Source organism: Dietzia sp. NPDC055343, from assembly GCF_053645265.1.
In genome coordinates this window covers 16,197-32,057 of the sequence record NZ_JBSHMJ010000008.1, presented here as the reverse complement: position 1 = coordinate 32,057, position 15,861 = coordinate 16,197, and the positions used below count along the sequence as shown (strand labels likewise).

Genomic DNA, 15,861 nt, shown 5'->3' with positions numbered 1-15,861 from the left:
GCGGCATCCTGGGGTCATGCGCAGGTTCCTCGGCCCCGTCGGTCCGCTCATGCTGTCCCTCGCCCTCGTCGGGGGCCTCACGGCGTGCTCGTCTGGTGAGCCCGCTCCCGCCGAGACCGAGGCCTCGCTCGCGTCGTCGAGCGCGCCCGCCGGCGCCGGCAGCAGCGGTAGCGGTGGCGGTGGCGGAGAGGCAGTCTCACCCTGGCCGCCCAATGTCGTGGTGGGCCAGGTCGAGCCGCAGCCGAACCGCGGCACCGTCGAGGTCGTGCGCGAGATGCCCCACGATCCGGGGCTCTTCACCCAGGGCCTGGAGGTGGCGGACGGACAGATCTACGAGTCGACCGGCACCTACGGCGGCTCCCAGGTCCAGCGCCGGCCGCTGGATGGCGGGGACGTCTCCGTGTCCGTGCCGATGGCGGACCGTGAGTTCGGCGAGGGCCTGGCCCTGACCCCCGAGACTCTGTGGACCCTGACCTGGAAGAACCAGGTCGCGCACGACCGCGACCCGCAGACCCTCGAGGTGCGCGAGGAGATGCGGTACGAGGGCGAGGGCTGGGGCCTGTGTTACGACGACGAGCAGCTGATCATGAGCAACGGCTCCGACCAGCTGACGTTCCGCGACCCGGTGACCTTCGAGCCCACCGGGGCCGTGAGCGTGACCGCGGGCGGGGAGCCGGTGCCGTGGATCAACGAGCTCGAGTGCGTGAACGGCTCCGTGCTGGCGAACGTGTTCATGACCAGCGAGATCATCCGCATCGACCCCGCGACGGGCGTGGTCACCGACATCTACGATGCCTCGCACCTGCAGCAGCCCCGGCCGGACCACACCGACGCGGTGTTCAACGGCATCGCCGCACTGCCCGACTCGGAGAACCTGCTGGTGACCGGCAAGATGTGGCCGACGATGTACGAGGTGCGCCTCGGTGCGTGAGGCCGCCACCGGCCCGGACAGCCGCGCCGCGGGCAACTCCCGGCGGGCCGCCGCCTCGACGCGCCGCGCCGCCGGCTCGGTCGGCCGGGGCGCCCGCCGCGTCTTCCACGCCGACGGCGCCGACCGCTCCGGGCTCGCACCACTGAGCTACGTCACGGTCGCGAACTTCGCCTGTGACGCGATCCTCGCGGTGGCGCTGGCCAACACCCTGTTCTTCTCCGCCGCCACCGCCGAGTCGCGCGGCAACGTCGCCCTGTATCTCCTGGTGACGGTCGCGCCGTTCGCGCTCATCGCACCGGTGATCGGGCCCGCCCTGGACCGGCTGCGCAGCGGCCGCCGCCTGACCGTGTCGCTGACGTTCACCCTGCGCGCGGTGCTCGCGGTGATCCTGGCACTGAACTTCGACTCGTGGCTGCTCTATCCGCTGGCGCTCGGGATGCTCGTGCTGTCCAAGACGTTCGGGGTGGTCAAGGCGTCCATCACGCCGCACGTGCTGCCGCCCGCACTGGACCTGGTGCGCACCAACTCGCGGCTGACCGTGCTGGGTCACGTCTGCGGCAGCGTCGTGGCGGGCGCGGCCGCCGCGGCGGTGGCGTGGATCTGGCACTCGCAGGCCGCGCTGTGGCTGCTGGCCGCGGTCGCGCTGGTGGCCGCGTACGTCGCCATGACGATCCCCCCGCGCGCCGAGGCCTCCCACGACGAAGAGTCGGCCACCCTGCGCGTCGAGCGCGGCTCGCTGACGCGCGGGCTCAAGGCGGTGCTCACGCGCCCGCTGGGCCGGGGCGTGCTGGCCACTCTGTGGGCCGAGGCGCTGATGCGGTTCATGACCGGCTTCCTCACCCTGTTCCTGGCGTTCGTGGCCAAGGCGCAGGAGAACGCCTCCGCCATCGAGCAGGCCGGACTGCTGGCCATCGCCGGCGCCGCGGGCGGCCTGGGGACCTTCGCTGGCAACGCCGTGGGCGCGCGTCTGCCGCTGGGCCGACCGGGCCGGATCGCCACCGTCTCCGCGGGTGCCGCACTGTCGACGGCGGTCGTGGCCGCGTTCCTGGGCTCCCTCTGGATGGCGGCGGTGTTCGCCCTCGTCGCGGCGATCGGCAGTGCGCTGGGCAAGGTCGCTCTCGACTCCTCGATCCAGACCGACATCCCCGACGCCGCCCGCTCGTCGGCGTTCGGCCGTTCGGAGACGGCGCTGCAGCTGGCCTGGGTGTTCGGCGGGGCGCTGGGCGTGCTGCTGCCGCCGGACTTCACGATCGGCTTCTCGGTGGTCGCCGTGGTGTCCGCGGTGATGTTCACCCAGTCGCTGCTCACCGCGCGCGGCTCGACCCTCGTGCCCGGCCTCGGCGGCAACCGGCCCCGCTTCCCCGGTGAGCCGCGCGTCGCCGACGGTCCCGGCGCGCCCCGCGCACCTCGCGCGCCCGACTCACCCCGCGAGCCCGGCGTCCCCCACGCCCCAGGGGACCCCACCCCTGGTGACCCCGATGAGTCCGACGACGACGACGTCGGCAGAATAGAGCCGTGACCTCCAGCAGCGATTCCGAATCGACCGGCCTCCGCGTCCGCCCGATCACCTGGGCGATCCTGGCGTGGGTGATCATCATGATCTCCGCGATCGTCGGTGCGTGGAAGGGGTCGGAGGCGCGGTTCGGGGTGCTGCCGCAGATCACCGTGGCCACCGACCGGGGGCAGCAGTCGGCGCTGCCGTTCACCGCCACGGACCTGGACGGTAACTCATACACCAACCCGGTGCCCGAGTTCCTGATCCACGGCGAGCACACGCTGACGGTGCGTCTGCCGACCGAACTGAAGGACTCCACGCTGAACGTCTACGAGGTGCGCGAGGGTGGCACCCGCGACTTCACGGTCGAGGCGAACAGCGCCAGCGAGTTGCTGATCCCGGTGGAGACCGAGGAGGAGGGCCGCATCGAGGGCCTGGCCATCCGCTCGGTCCCGGTGGTCTACGACGCCGCCGGCGAGCCGACCATCCTCAACGGCGAGTGGTCGATGAGCTTCCTCTACGCCGACGCAGCCGGCGCCAGCGCCGGTACCGCGGCCGACTGACCCGGTACGCGAAACGGCGCCGATCATCTCGATCGGCGCCGTCACGGCATCTGTGTTCAGCTATCTGACTGCCATCCGGCCGGAAGCTACGGCTCCAGTTCGCGGGCGACCGCGCGGAGCACGGAGGCGACCCGGCCGGAGACCTTGGCGTCGGGCCGGTGGCCTCGGCGCAGCTCGGGCTGCACGGTCGACTCGAGCACCTTGATCATGTCCTCGACCATGCCGTGGAGTTCGTCGGCCGAGCGGCGGGGGCCGGTGCGCGGGGTTCGCTCCTCGGCGCCGGCGGTGGCGGGCTCGTCGTGGACCACCACGCGCAGTGCCTGCGGGCCGCGGCGGCCGGAGACCATGTCGAACTCGACGCGCTGACGCGGGCGCAGCGTCTCGACCCCGGCGGGCAGCGCGTCGGCGCGCACGTAGACGTCTTCCCCGCCCTCCTGGGACAGGAAGCCGAAGCCCTTCTCCGCGTCGAACCACTTTACCTTGCCGCTGGGCACCGCGATCCCCCTCTAGACACAGACGCGCACCTGCGCGACCACGACCTCAACTGATGCTCCGACAATACCCCTACCCACATAGCCATCCGCGTTGGTACCCGTCCCGGCGGGGGCGGTACCCTGCCCCCTGTGAGCTCCGACGACCAGCGCCCGACAGATGCCACCGACCCCTGGGCCCCGGCCGGGTCCGAGGCCGCCCCTTCCGTGACCGGGGCGAGCAGCACGGCGCCTCGTCGTCGTGGTCTCTTCATCACCGCAATGGTGATCTTCAGCATCGGCGTGATCTTCACGATCATCGCTGCGGGCACCCCGTTGATCCTCGGCCGGGACGCGCCGACCATCCTCTACCTGGTCGCGATGCTGTTCACACCGACCGGATTCGTCCTGGGACTCCTGTACGCGATTCTGGGTTCACGTCCGCCGAAGGTGTGACAAACGGCACCTTTGTGGTAACGCCCCAGGTAACGGGGGGATAACAACTCACCGATTCGCGCCGTCCCACCAGGTTTTATTTCAGAATGGTGACGATCCCGCATCGAACCGCTACAGTTCTTTCCAGACTCGTCAGCGAGTTGGCATCGGACGCACCCCCGAACTCCGCCCTGCGGCCGATGTGACCAATCCATTAACCGGGCGGAGACGGGGGACCCGACAGGGCCCACGCCGGGCCCGGCGGCCAGACGGTCGCCTTGGGGTGAAGCCGCCAGCGGCGGCCGGACACACTCGTCCGAACCCGACAGCTCACCCCGTAGGCACAGAGTGAAAAGGACTGACGCGTACATGACCTCGAACACCGGACGCCACCGCGCCGCCACCACCTCCTCCGCGCCGAAGACCGCCGTCAAGGCGGTCATCGCGGGCACCGCCCTCTCGGCCGCCGGCCTGGCCTTCGCGCCCGGCGCCAACGCCGCCCCGGATTCCGACTGGGACCGCCTCGCGCAGTGTGAGTCCGGCGGCAACTGGGGCATCAACACCGGCAACGGTTACCACGGCGGCCTGCAGTTCTCGCAGGGCACCTGGGCCGCCTACGGTGGGACCCAGTTCGCGCCGACCGCCAACCAGGCCTCGCGCGAGCAGCAGATCGCGATCGCCGAGAAGACGCTGGCCGGCCAGGGCTGGGGCGCCTGGCCCGCCTGCTCGTCCAAGCTGGGCCTGAACTCCGCGCCGACCCCGCGTGACGTGAACAACCTCACCCCGAACCCGGCTCCGGCCCCGGCCGCTCCCGCGGCCGAGGAGGCCCCCGAGGCCGTCACCGCCGCCGACCATGCCCAGACGCTGCACGACGAGGCCGTGGCCCGCGGTATCGCGCTGCCGGTCCTGCCGACCTACGAGGCCAACCAGGACGCCATCGACAGCGCCTACGCCGCCAACCAGGACGCGGTCGACAACTTCTTCGCGACCTACCTGAACTGATGCTCAACGCCGTGGGTCGGCCACCGACCCACGGCGCGACGGGCCTCGCGTCCTAGTTCGGACGCACACGAAAGGGCCGCCACCCCCTCCAGGGAGTGGCGGCCCTTCGTTGTCCGCTGTGTCGGCGCCGCGTCAGGCCCGGACGGTCTTGTTGACCACGGTCTCCGGGTGGACGTAGTGCAGACGCTCGTGCGGGAGCGGGAAGCGCTCCTCGCCGAACGGCGACAGTCCGCCCGCGACCAGCGCGGCGAGTTCGGTGACCGGGTGCTCGCCGAACGAGGCGTCGGGCCATCCCGGGTTGTCATAGGTCAGTTTCTTCTTGGCAGCCACGCTGCAAGTCTCTCACCTCGGGCGCACTGTGTCAGCAAGTGGGTCGGATACCGTCACGGCCCTCGCCCGGCGCACGCGCGCACACCCGCGCCGACGTCACTAGGCTGGGACGGATCATGTCGACCTCCCGCGCCACGTCCCGCCCGAGCGCCGGCGAACCGGGCTTTCCCGCCTGGCTCGCCGAGCAGTCCGACGACGCCCTCGTGCGCATGTGCACCCTGCGCCCGGACGTGGCCACGCCCGCCCCCGCGTCGCTGGAGGTGTTGGCCTCGCGGCTGCGGTTGCCTGCGTCCACCGCGCGGGCGATGGGCACGCTGTCGTGGCCGGAGCTACTGGTGCTGGCCACGGCCGCCGCGTTGGGTGCCGATTCCGGGGCCGTCCCCCTGTCGGCGGTCGCGGAACGTCTCGGGGTCGGCAGCAACAAGTCAAAGAAAAACCGCAAGGACGACGACACCGCCCCATTCCCCACCGCCGTCGCCCGTCTGCGGGACCTCGCCCTGATCTGGGGAGAGGAGGACGGTGCCCGGCTGGTTCCGGTCACCGCGTCGGCAATCGCTGCCGCACCTGTGGTGGCGCCGCACCCGGGCGAACCCGCCGGGACCTCGCTCGAGGAGGCGTGGGCGGGATTGTCCGCTCCGGCGTCGGGTGTGCTCGAGGCGATCGCCCGCGGCCGTTCCCCGGTCGGTGCGCTGGGATCCGGCGCGTCCGAGTCCGTCCGGGCCGCGGCCGCCGAGCTCGCCGCCGCAGGCCTCGCCGAGATCACCACCGGCGGGGACGCAGGCGCCAGCGGACCCAGCGGCCGGGGCCCGGCCGGCGACCGGGCCGGGTCGGGCCCCGGCGAGGTGGTCATCCCGCGCGCCCACGCCCTGGACCGGGCGCGCCACGGCGCGCGTCCCGCCACCGCTTCCGCAGCGACTGCTTCCGGCACCGCTTCCGCCTCCGCGTCCGCGACGATCGGCGCCACCAGCGGCCCGTCACTGCTGGACCTGCCCGCGTGGGCCGACCCGGTGGACGGCCGCACCGGCAAGGCCGCCAAGAACGCCGATGCCTCGGGCGGCGTGGCCGCGCTCGACCTGCTGCACCGCTGCGATTCCGTCCTCGCCGCCCTGTCGACGATCCCGTTGACCACGCTCAAGGCCGGCGGCGTGGGTGTGCGCGAGCTGCGCCGCGTCGCCCGGGCCGCGCAGCTGGAGGAGTCCGAGCTCCCGTTGCTGCTGGAGATCCTGGCGGCGGCCGGACTCATCGCCGTGGGCGACACCGAGGTCGGGGACATCGCCTACGACTCCGTGTGGGCTCCCACCGAGGCCGCCGACATCTGGTCCGCCCGGGAGCCCGCCCGGCGCTGGGCCGAACTGCTCCTGGCGTGGTGGTCCATGCCGCGCGCACCGTGGCGGGTGGGCGCCGAACTCGAAGGCGGCGGCACCGTCCCGGCACTCGGCGATCCCGTCGGCCCGCCTCCCGCCGCCGAACGTGCGCGTGTCCTGGGCGCCCTCGCGCGCCTCGACCCGGCCGCCGAACCCGGGGACACACTGCTGCCCGAGGTGGTGCGCTGGTTCTCGCCGGTGTGGTTCTCCCGGGCCGGCGGGTCGCCGGTCACCGAGACGGTGTCCGAAGCACGGCGGCTGGGCCTCGTCGTCGTCACCACCGCCACCAGCGCCGCCCGCATGCTGGTGGACGGCTCCCCCGCCGCGACCACCGCCGGCGCGCCCGGCGCGGCACCGACCGTCGAGGAACTCGAGCCGGTCCTCGCGGCGGCGCTGCCCGACCCGGTCTCCGAGGTGATCGTGCAGGCCGACCTGACGATCCTCGCGCCAGGGCCCCTCGTTCCCGAGCTCGCGGCCGAGTTCGCGCTGCTCGCGGACGTCGAGTCAGCCGGCGCCGCCACCACCTACCGCGTCACCGAGTCCTCGCTGCGGCGCGCCCTCGACGCCGGGCGCACCGCCTCCGGGGTCCGCGACCTCCTCACCCGCACCTCCGTCACGCCGGTGCCGCAGTCGCTGGACTACCTCGTCGAGGACGTCGCGCGCCGGCACGGGCGACTGCGGGTGGGGACGGCGTTGTCGTTCGTACGCTGCGACGACCCGTCGCTCGTCGCCCAGGTGCTCGGCTCGCCCGCCGCCGAGAAATGCGCCCTGCGGATGGTGGCCCCGACCGTGCTCATCTCGCAGGCTCGGCCGCTCGACCTGGTCGAGGCGCTGCGCGAGGACGGGTACGCGCCGGTCGTCGAGGACACCTCCGGGGCGGTCGTGGCGTTGAGCCGGCCCGTCGCGCGAGTCCACGCCTCCAGCCCCGGGCGCGCACCCCGCATCCCCGCGCGCGCTCCCGGGCCCGCCGACCTGCGTGCCGCCGTGGCCGCGATGCGCTCGGCCGACCGGGTCCGCGCCGCCCGCACCGGTGCGGGCGGCCCCGGCGGCGCGGGCGGTTACACCGGCGAGGCCGCGATCGCCCGCCTGCACGAGGCCGCCTCCACCGGAACCGCGGTGACCGTCTCGGTGGTCGACGCGCAGGGCCGGTCCACCGCGCGGCTGATCGTGCCGGCGTCAGTGGGCGGAGGGCGCGTCGAGGGCATTGAGCCCGACACCGCCGAAGCCGTCACCCTGCCGCTGCACCGGGTCATCTCCGTGGCGGACGTCGACCCGACGCGCTGAGCCGGCCAGGGCGCGCCTGCGGCGGTGGCCGATGCCTGCGCCTTCGCCCGATGCCCCGCCGCGGTCTGCGCCCCCTGCCCTGCCGCCGTCTGCGCCCGCTGCCCTGCCGCCGTCTGCGCCCGCTGCCCTGCCGCCGTCTGCGTCCACTGCCCTGCCGCTGTCTGCGACCGCGCCCACCGCCGGAAGCCGATCCGTATCGCGGAACCGCCCTTCTACACCTCGCCGCCTATCAGATTTTCGCGCCACCTATCAGGATGCGCGCCACCCATCGGATCCAATGGGTGGCACACGATGCAATAGGCGGCGCGAAAACCTGATAGGTGGCGCGTGCCGCGTTGCGCAGCCCCCGTTGCGGTGGCGGGGCAGCGAACTGCGGGCGGCAGGCGGCACGCGGCAGGCGGCAGGCGGCAGGCGGCACGCGGCAGGCGGCAGGCGGCACGCGGCAGGCGGCAGAGCTTGGACGACACCAGTCGCGAGAAACGAGTGAAATCCCTGCGTGTGGTCGTCCAAACCGGGGCGGGGGAACTCGTGCGGGAGGCCGATTCGGTCGGCCCCGACGCGGTCCCGCGATTTCCAGGACACTGGATAGGTCGGGCCCACGCGGACCCGGCGAGAGTTATCGAGGAGGCCCGAAGTGAGTGGTGGACCGCTGATCGTCCAGTCCGACAAGACCGTGCTGCTGGAGATCGACCACGATCAGGCCGCCGACGCCCGCCAGGCGCTGGCGCCGTTCGCCGAACTCGAGCGCGCCCCCGAGCACGTGCACACCTATCGGATCACCCCGCTGGCGCTGTGGAACGCACGCGCCGCCGGACACGACGCCGAGCAGGTCGTCGACGTGCTGATCACCTACTCGCGTTTCCCCGTGCCGCAGCCGCTGCTCGTGGACATCGCCGAGACCATGGACCGGTACGGCCGGCTGCAGCTGGTCAAGAGCCCCGTCCACGGCCTGACCCTGGTCTCGCTCGATCCGGCGGTGCTGGCCGAGGTCAAGCGGCACAAGAAGATCGCCCCCATGCTCGGAGCGGACATCGACGCCGACACCGTGGTCGTGCATCCCTCCGAGCGCGGCCGCCTCAAGCAGGAACTGCTCAAGGTGGGCTGGCCCGCCGACGACCTCGCCGGGTACGTCGACGGCGAGGCGCATGAGATCGCGCTGTCGACCGAGGAGGAGCAGTGGGAACTGCGCGACTACCAGCAGATGGCCGCCGACTCGTTCTGGGCCGGCGGCTCGGGCGTGGTCGTGCTGCCCTGTGGCGCCGGAAAGACCATGGTCGGGGCCGCCGCGATGGCCAAGGCCAAGGCCACCACTCTGATCCTGGTGACCAACACGGTCGCGGGCCGACAGTGGAAGCGTGAGCTGCTCGCCCGAACCTCGCTCACCGAGGACGAAATCGGCGAGTACTCGGGCGAGCGCAAGGAGATCCGCCCCGTCACGATCGCCACCTATCAGGTGATCACCCGCAAGACGAAGGGCGTACACCGGGCGCTCGAGCTCTTCGACTCCCGCGACTGGGGACTGATGATCTATGACGAGGTGCACCTGCTCCCCGCACCGGTGTTCAGAATGACCGCGGATCTGCAGTCTCGTCGTCGTCTCGGTCTCACGGCGACCCTCGTCCGCGAGGACGGGCGCGAGGGCGATGTGTTCTCCCTCATCGGCCCCAAGCGCTACGACGCCCCGTGGAAGGACATCGAGGCGCAGGGCTGGATCGCGCCCGCGGACTGCGTCGAGGTGCGCGTGACCCTGACCGAGAACGAACGGATGCTGTACGCGACCGCCGAGGCCGAGGACAAGTACAAGCTGTGCTCGACCGCGCGCACCAAGATTCCCGTGGTCAAGAAGATCCTCGCCAATCACGCCGGTGCGCCGACGCTCGTCATCGGCGCCTACCTGGACCAACTCGAGGAGCTCGGCGAGGAGCTCGACGCGCCCGTCATCCAGGGCTCGACGTCCAACAAGGAGCGCGAGAAGCTGTTCGCGGCATTCCGCGCCGGCGAGATCACCACGCTGGTGGTGTCCAAGGTGGCCAACTTCTCGATCGACCTGCCGGAAGCCAGCGTGGCCGTGCAGGTGTCGGGGACGTTCGGCTCGCGGCAGGAGGAGGCGCAGCGGCTCGGCCGGTTGCTGAGGCCCAAGTCCGACGGCGGGCAGGCGCACTTCTACTCGGTGGTCTCTCGCGACACCCTCGACGCCGAGTACGCCGCCCATCGGCAGCGCTTCCTCGCCGAGCAGGGCTACGCCTACCGGATCGTCGACGCGGACGACATCCTCGGCCCGCCCATCCCCGAGGTCGGCTGAGCCGCTCGACCGAGGCGCCCACCGGGGAACCCTGGCCTCGCCCACCGGGGCACCCCGCCCGATCCCCCGACGATCCCGGGCCTGGGATACTGGCGGGCATGGCCGCCGACGGTAAAGCCCGCAAGAACACCTCCAGCAAGAATGCCCGCCCCGCGAAGGCGAGCAAGAAGCGCGGCGCCCCGCGCAACCCGCACGAGACGTACCGGCTCGCCCGGATCCCCGTCGATGACGCCTGGGCGCGCAAGCACAACCAGAACCTCGGTGAGGTGCGGCGGCTGCAGTGGTCGGCCGCCATCCTGGGCCTGATCGTCATGGCGGCCGGCGCCGGAGTCCTCATCTATTCCGAAATGGCGGCGTGGGGCTGGATCGTGGGCGGGGTTGCGATCGCGTTCGCGATCGGTTGCCTGGCGATGATCATCTACATCCCCCGCCGCATGGGCTCGGTACAGTCCACCTACGACACCTCCGAGCTGATCCCCGCAGTGATCGCCGAGGTCCGGCCGCGTGGCGTGACCCTGCTGGCGCTGGCCGACCAGGCGGTCGAGCGCTCGGCCGGCAAGATCCCGGTCCTGGTGGCCAGGCCGTGCGCACCGATCGAGGGCATCCCGTCGAAGGTCGGCGAGCGCGTGGCCTGCGTCGCCGTGGTGGGTAACCGCAGTGCCCGCGGGCGCGACAACCTCTACCAGTTCGTCTCTCCCATGCCGGTCGCGTGGGCGACCCCGGACAAGGCCGTCTGGCGCGACGCCGCCAAGCAGATCCCCGAGGGTGAGTGGGAGACGCTGCGTCAGAACGTCGACAAGGTCGGGGACGTCTCTGCCGAGGTCACGCGGATGCTCCCGCTCGACTGAACGTCACACCTACGCCGACGTGGCCCCCCGCGCGCGCCACCCGTCCCTACCTCACCCCGGCCCCGCTGCGGTGTGAACGGAACGTCACGGACCCGTGATCGGGCGCCACATCGGCGCAACACGGTCTTCCTAGCCTGATCCGCACAGGCCCGGAGGAGGACCCACACATGAGCGAGCACATTGTCGTCGTCGGACACGGGATGGTCTCCCACCGCTTCGTCTCCACCCTCGGCACGCGGTACGCCCACGCGGACGTCGCCATCACCGTGATCGGCGACGAGGCCGACCCCGCCTACGACCGGGTGGGGCTGTCGGCCTACATCGGCAGTTGGGATCGTCCCTCGCTCCACATGGAGGACGCCCTCCACAGCGCCGACCCGCGCGTGACGGTCCGCTCCGGCCGGCTCGTCACCGCGATCGACCGCGCCGCCCGGACCGTCGAGCTCGACTCGGGCGAGTGCCTGCCCTACGACACCCTGGTCCTGGCAACCGGGTCGCGCGCGTTCGTGCCGCCCGTCCCCGGTCATGACCTGCCCGGATGCCACGTCTACCGCACGCTCGACGACCTCGACGCCCTCCGCGCCGACGCCGAACGCGCTCGGCCCGGCGCCCACGGCGTGGTGATCGGTGGTGGGCTGCTGGGACTCGAGGCGGCCAACGCGCTCAGCCAACTCGGCCTGACGCCGCACGTGGTGGAGCGCAACGATCGCCTCATGTCGGTGCAGGTCGACGCGCGTGGCGGCGCGCTGCTGGGCGACCTCATCCACGACCGCGGCATCACCGTGCACCCGGGCGTGACCGACACGGTGATCGAGCAGGATGACCGCAACGACGACGACAACGATCTCCACACCCGCAGTGATGCCGCCACCCGCGCCGACGCACTGCGCGTCCACCTGACCACTGAGGGCCGGACGGAGACCGTCGACGCCGCTGTGGTGGTGTTCTCGGTCGGGATCCGGCCCCGCGACGAACTCGCCCGCGATGCCGGCCTGACCCTCGCGGAGCGGGGCGGCATCCTCACCGACAGCGCGTGCCGCACCTCGGACCCGCGGGTGTGGGCGATCGGCGAGTGCGCGGCGATCGAGGGCACCTGCTACGGCCTGGTCGGCCCCGGCTACGCTTCCGCCGAGGTCGCGGCCGCCCGCATCGTCCGCGAGGTTGAAGGTCACTCCGCCGGCAGCCGGCCCGACGCGCCCGGCACCGACGACGGCACCGATGACGGACCCGAGTTCACGGGCGCCGACCTCGCGACCAAGCTCAAGCTGATGGGCGTGGACGTGGCCAGTTTCGGCGACGCCCACGCGCGCACGCCGGGCAGCCTCGAGGTGAAGGTCGACGATCCCGTTGCCCGCACCTACTCCAAACTCGTTCTGGGCCCCGACACCCGGACGCTGCTCGGCGGGGTGTTCGTGGGAGACGCGGGCCCGTATCAGCTGCTCAAGCCGTTGCTGGGGCGGGCGTTGCCGTCGTCGTCGCCCCTTTCTCTTCTCACCCCTGGCTCCTCGGGTGCGGACGGGGTGGGCGTGGACTCGTTGCCCGACGACGCCCAGGTCTGCTCGTGCAACGCGGTCACCAAGGGCGACCTGCGCGAGGCGATCTGCGGCGGGGCCTGCGACGTCGCCGAGCTCAAGTCGTGCACCCGCGCCGGGACCTCGTGCGGTTCATGCCTGCCCCTGATGCGGCAGGTGCTCGAGGCGGAGGGCGTGGAACAGTCGACCGCGCTGTGCGAGCACTTCGACCAGTCCCGCTCGGAGCTGTTCGAGATCGTCACCGTGACCGGCATCCGGACGTTCGCCGGCCTGATCGAACGGTTCGGCCGCGGCGCCGGCTGCGACGTCTGCAAGCCCACCGTCGCGTCGATCCTCGCCTCGACCAGTTCGGACCACGTCCTCGACGGCGAGCAGGCCTCGCTGCAGGACACCAATGACCATTTCCTGGCCAACATCCAGAAGAACGGCACCTACTCCGTGGTACCGCGGATGCCCGGCGGCGAGGTGACGGCCGACCAGCTCATCGTGATCGGAGAGATCGCCCGCGACCACGACCTGTACGTCAAGGTCACAGGCGGCCAGCGCATCGACCTGTTCGGCGCGCGCGTCGACGAGCTGCCCGCGATCTGGCGGCGGCTCGTGGACGCCGGCATGGAGTCCGGGCACGCGTACGGAAAGTCGCTGCGCACGGTCAAGAGCTGCGTGGGCACCTCGTGGTGCCGGTACGGGCAGCAGGACTCGGTGGGCATGGCGGTGCTGCTCGAGACGCGATATCGCGGGCTGCGCGCGCCGCACAAGATCAAGATGGGCGTGTCCGGCTGTGCCCGCGAGTGCGCCGAGGCCCGCGGAAAGGACGTCGGGGTGATCGCCACCGAGACCGGCTGGAACCTCTACATCGGTGGGAACGGCGGCGCGACGCCCCGCCACGCGGTCCTGTTGGCCGGCGATCTCACCGACGACCAGCTGATCCGATACATCGACCGGACCGTGATGTTCTACGTCCGCACGGCCGAGCGGCTGCAGCGCATCGCGCCGTGGCTCGAGGCGCTCGAGGGCGGGATCGATCACCTGCGCGACGTGGTGTGCGACGACTCCCTGGGCCTGGCCGCCGAACTCGAGGGACGGATGGAGGCACACGTCGCCGGGTACAGGGACGAATGGTCGGCCGTGCTGGACGACCCCGACAAGCTGCGCAGGTTCGTCTCGTTCGTCAACGCGCCCGGCGCGCCCGACCCGACTGTGCAGTTCGAACAGCGCGGCGGCCGCAAGGTGCCGGTACTGCTCGGCTCCCCCGCCATGCCGGCGCCCGCCTGACCTGACCTGCGGCTCCCGCCCGAGACGACCCGGGCCGCGGCCGCCCGCGCGGTGGCCGCACGCCCCATGGCCGCCCGCTGCTGACTTTCGATCCCCCGACTACCCGAGGAGACTCCCGATGACCACTTCCCTACGCCGCATCACCGCCGCGTCCGCCGACCCCGCCGACCGCGCCGACCGCGCCGACCGCGACGCCATCGAGATCCCGGTCTGCCCGGTCGACCGCCTCCTCTGCGGGCGCGGTGTCGCCGCGCTGCTGCCCGACGGTCGCCAGGTGGCGGTGTACCTGGTCGACGGCGAGGTTCACGCCCTCTGCAACATCGACCCGGTCGCGCGCGCCGCTGTGATGAGCCGCGGCCTGGTCGGCGACCGCGCCGGTGTTCCCGCGGTGATCTCGCCCATCGGCAAGCAGGCCTACGCACTGGCGGACGGTCGCGGACTCGACGACCCCTCGCGCGGCATCTCGGTCTTCCCGGCCCGGGTGGCCAGTGACGGCACGGTGGTCATCGCGATAGAGGCCGCCGTCCGGTATTCCATCGCGGCCTGAGCCGCTTCCCCTGGGCGGCGGTGCCCTGAACTCCGCCGCCCACCACGGCCGAGAGGCAGCGCATCCAGCTACGGATACGCTGCCTCTCCGCCGTGAACCCGGGGTGCGAGCGCCGACCCTCCACCTTGACGACATCACTGCGATTCTCGCCGACACCACGGCGAAAAAACCGGCCCCTCCTCGCAGTGGTGCCACCAAACCTCGGGGGGCACCTTCCGCCGGGCGGCCGATCAGATGTTCAGGCGATAGCCTCGCTTGACCACCGTGGACACCATGTCCGCGACGCCGAGCGCCCGGCGTAATCGGCCCATCGAGGTCTCCACCGCGTGCGGATCCGTTCCGTCGCCAGGGAGCGCCTCCAGCAGCTCCGCGCGGCTCACGCACGCCCCCGGCCGGCGGGCCAACGCCCGCATCAGCGCCAACTGCGCCGGGGACATCTCGACCGGGCGGCCGTCCACCAGCACAGCGGCCGCGCAGACCGACAGTTCGTGGCCGGCGACAATGATCGGCGCCGTCAGCTCGGCGACCACCTCGGTCGTGTGACGCATGAGCGAGCCGAGCCTCATCCGGTCCGGCGCGGTGAAGTCCACCCCGAGCTCGATCAGCGGGGCCGCGGTCACCGGGCCGACGCACAGCGCCGCGACCGGCCCGTTGAGCGCGTCCAGCAGATCGTCGTGAATACCCATCGCCCCGGCCCGCTCGAGCACGGCGATGACCGCCGGCGCCGCGGTGAACGTCACGCCGTCGACGCCCGCCCGCGCGATCGTGCGCACGAGATCGTCCAGCGCGTCGAGATCCTCCGGCAGCTCCCAGCGGTAAACAGGCACCTCGATCACCTCTGCGCCCGCCGTCCGCAGCCCGTCGAGCAGGACGGACATGGGGTTCCATCCCGAGCCGGCGCCCTGCACCTGGACGCAGACCGTCTGGCCGGAAACACCACGTTCGAGCAGCATCTCCAGCAGTTCGGGGCTGGCCTCGCTGGCGGCGGAGGCGTGTTCGCGCAGGCCCGCGGCCCGGATCGCGCCGGTGGTCTTGGGTCCGCGTGAGTACAGCGGGATCCGGCCCATCAGCTCGAGCAGGTCGTCCGCCAGGCCCCACTCCTCGCAGACCTGCATCCACCAGCGCACCCCCGCCGCCGTCGTCAGGACCATGATGTCGGCGGGGGCGGCCAAGGTGCGCTCGGTCGCCTCGCGGACCAGTTGGTCCTCGGCGACCGGGATCATCCGCATCGCGGGCGCGTGCAGCACGGTCGCGCCGCGACGCTCGAGGAGGGTGCGCTGCTCCGACGACCGCCGCGCGGCGGTGACAGCGATGGTGCGCCCCAGCAGCGGCTGCTCGCCAACCGGGTCGGCTGCGGGTCGGCGGGGCTCGGAAGCGTTGTCATCTGCGTCGGTCACGCCCCCATCATGGCCCACCTGTATTTCCGCCGTGTTTCACCCGACTCGCCGGCCTGTTGCGCGAGTTCAGCCGCCATGTTGCGCGA

At 72.0% G+C, this 15,861-nt stretch carries 13 protein-coding genes and 1 riboswitch; of the genes, 10 read left to right on the top strand and 3 right to left on the bottom strand.

The features are described 5' to 3' along the window. Window positions 1-16 precede the first annotated feature (16 nt). The 3 genes from ACWIE7_RS05850 to ACWIE7_RS05840 are packed head-to-tail and all read left to right on the top strand — an operon-like array spanning window position 17 to window position 2,989. Entirely contained in the window at window positions 17-931 is a 915-nt protein-coding gene (locus ACWIE7_RS05850) for a glutaminyl-peptide cyclotransferase (protein WP_454068792.1), read from the top strand. Then, window positions 924-2,450 carry an MFS transporter gene (locus tag ACWIE7_RS05845; RefSeq protein WP_454068791.1) on the top strand — a complete coding sequence of 509 codons (1,527 nt, stop codon included), beginning with the start codon at window positions 924-926 and terminating at the stop codon, window positions 2,448-2,450. Before ACWIE7_RS05850 ends, ACWIE7_RS05845 begins: the two co-directional genes overlap by 8 nt. After that, window positions 2,447-2,989: a DUF2771 family protein gene (locus ACWIE7_RS05840; protein WP_452099104.1), complete on the top strand. Its 543-nt coding sequence runs from the start codon at window positions 2,447-2,449 to the stop codon at window positions 2,987-2,989. Before ACWIE7_RS05845 ends, ACWIE7_RS05840 begins: the two co-directional genes overlap by 4 nt. Before the next feature lie 86 nt (window positions 2,990-3,075). Here ACWIE7_RS05840 and ACWIE7_RS05835 read toward each other — a convergent pair whose 3' ends face one another. Continuing rightward, complete coding sequence (locus ACWIE7_RS05835; RefSeq protein ID WP_452099103.1) at window positions 3,076-3,483, bottom strand: cold-shock protein; 408 nt, start codon at window positions 3,481-3,483, stop codon at window positions 3,076-3,078. A 129-nt stretch (window positions 3,484-3,612) separates the two neighbouring features. Here ACWIE7_RS05835 and ACWIE7_RS05830 point away from each other — a divergent pair, with 129 nt between their 5' ends. Together ACWIE7_RS05830 and ACWIE7_RS05825 are read left to right on the top strand one after the other, a co-directional pair. After that, window positions 3,613-3,915, top strand: a complete 303-nt coding sequence (locus ACWIE7_RS05830; RefSeq protein ID WP_230930119.1) for a hypothetical protein — start codon at window positions 3,613-3,615, stop codon at window positions 3,913-3,915. Window positions 3,916-4,095: 180 nt separating this feature from the next. Further along, window positions 4,096-4,250: riboswitch (cyclic di-AMP (ydaO/yuaA leader) on the top strand. Between the two features lie 13 nt (window positions 4,251-4,263). Further along, complete coding sequence (locus ACWIE7_RS05825) at window positions 4,264-4,896, top strand: transglycosylase family protein (RefSeq protein ID WP_230930118.1); 633 nt, start codon at window positions 4,264-4,266, stop codon at window positions 4,894-4,896. A gap of 132 nt (window positions 4,897-5,028) precedes the next feature. On the opposite strand, the gene ACWIE7_RS05820 is transcribed toward ACWIE7_RS05825, so the two are convergent. Then, complete coding sequence (locus ACWIE7_RS05820; protein ID WP_230930117.1) at window positions 5,029-5,226, bottom strand: hypothetical protein; 198 nt, start codon at window positions 5,224-5,226, stop codon at window positions 5,029-5,031. Window positions 5,227-5,342: 116 nt separating this feature from the next. On the opposite strand from ACWIE7_RS05820, the gene ACWIE7_RS05815 reads away from it, so the two are divergent. The 5 genes from ACWIE7_RS05815 to ACWIE7_RS05795 all read left to right on the top strand — a co-directional run bounded on the left by ACWIE7_RS05815 (window position 5,343) and on the right by ACWIE7_RS05795 (window position 14,378). Further along, complete coding sequence (locus ACWIE7_RS05815) at window positions 5,343-7,874, top strand: helicase-associated domain-containing protein (RefSeq protein WP_454068790.1); 2,532 nt, start codon at window positions 5,343-5,345, stop codon at window positions 7,872-7,874. A 634-nt stretch (window positions 7,875-8,508) separates the two neighbouring features. Continuing rightward, entirely contained in the window at window positions 8,509-10,176 is a 1,668-nt protein-coding gene (locus ACWIE7_RS05810) for a DNA repair helicase XPB (RefSeq protein ID WP_454058578.1), read from the top strand. Between the two features lie 98 nt (window positions 10,177-10,274). Continuing rightward, window positions 10,275-11,024 carry a DUF3239 domain-containing protein gene (locus ACWIE7_RS05805; RefSeq protein WP_452099099.1) on the top strand — a complete coding sequence of 250 codons (750 nt, stop codon included), beginning with the start codon at window positions 10,275-10,277 and terminating at the stop codon, window positions 11,022-11,024. A 167-nt stretch (window positions 11,025-11,191) separates the two neighbouring features. Further along, on the top strand, window positions 11,192-13,831 hold the full coding sequence (gene nirB, locus ACWIE7_RS05800) for a nitrite reductase large subunit NirB (RefSeq protein ID WP_454068789.1): 2,640 nt from the start codon (window positions 11,192-11,194) through the stop codon (window positions 13,829-13,831). A 118-nt stretch (window positions 13,832-13,949) separates the two neighbouring features. Next, entirely contained in the window at window positions 13,950-14,378 is a 429-nt protein-coding gene (locus ACWIE7_RS05795; RefSeq protein ID WP_454068788.1) for a nitrite reductase (NAD(P)H) small subunit, read from the top strand. A gap of 230 nt (window positions 14,379-14,608) precedes the next feature. Here ACWIE7_RS05795 and ACWIE7_RS05790 read toward each other — a convergent pair whose 3' ends face one another. Next, complete coding sequence (locus tag ACWIE7_RS05790; RefSeq protein WP_454058581.1) at window positions 14,609-15,775, bottom strand: uroporphyrinogen-III synthase; 1,167 nt, start codon at window positions 15,773-15,775, stop codon at window positions 14,609-14,611. Window positions 15,776-15,861: the final 86 nt, after the last annotated feature.

Excerpts from the sequence above, each read along its gene's own strand:
- ACWIE7_RS05805 (WP_452099099.1), top strand. The coding sequence starts at position 10,275 with ATGGCCGCCGACGGTAAAGCCCGCAAGAACACCTCCAGCAAGAATGCC.
- ACWIE7_RS05850 (WP_454068792.1), top strand. The coding sequence starts at position 17 with ATGCGCAGGTTCCTCGGCCCCGTCGGTCCGCTCATGCTGTCCCTCGCC.
- nirB (WP_454068789.1), top strand. The coding sequence starts at position 11,192 with ATGAGCGAGCACATTGTCGTCGTCGGACACGGGATGGTCTCCCACCGC.
- ACWIE7_RS05825 (WP_230930118.1), top strand. The coding sequence starts at position 4,264 with ATGACCTCGAACACCGGACGCCACCGCGCCGCCACCACCTCCTCCGCG.
- ACWIE7_RS05815 (WP_454068790.1), top strand. The coding sequence starts at position 5,343 with ATGTCGACCTCCCGCGCCACGTCCCGCCCGAGCGCCGGCGAACCGGGC.
- ACWIE7_RS05795 (WP_454068788.1), top strand. The coding sequence starts at position 13,950 with ATGACCACTTCCCTACGCCGCATCACCGCCGCGTCCGCCGACCCCGCC.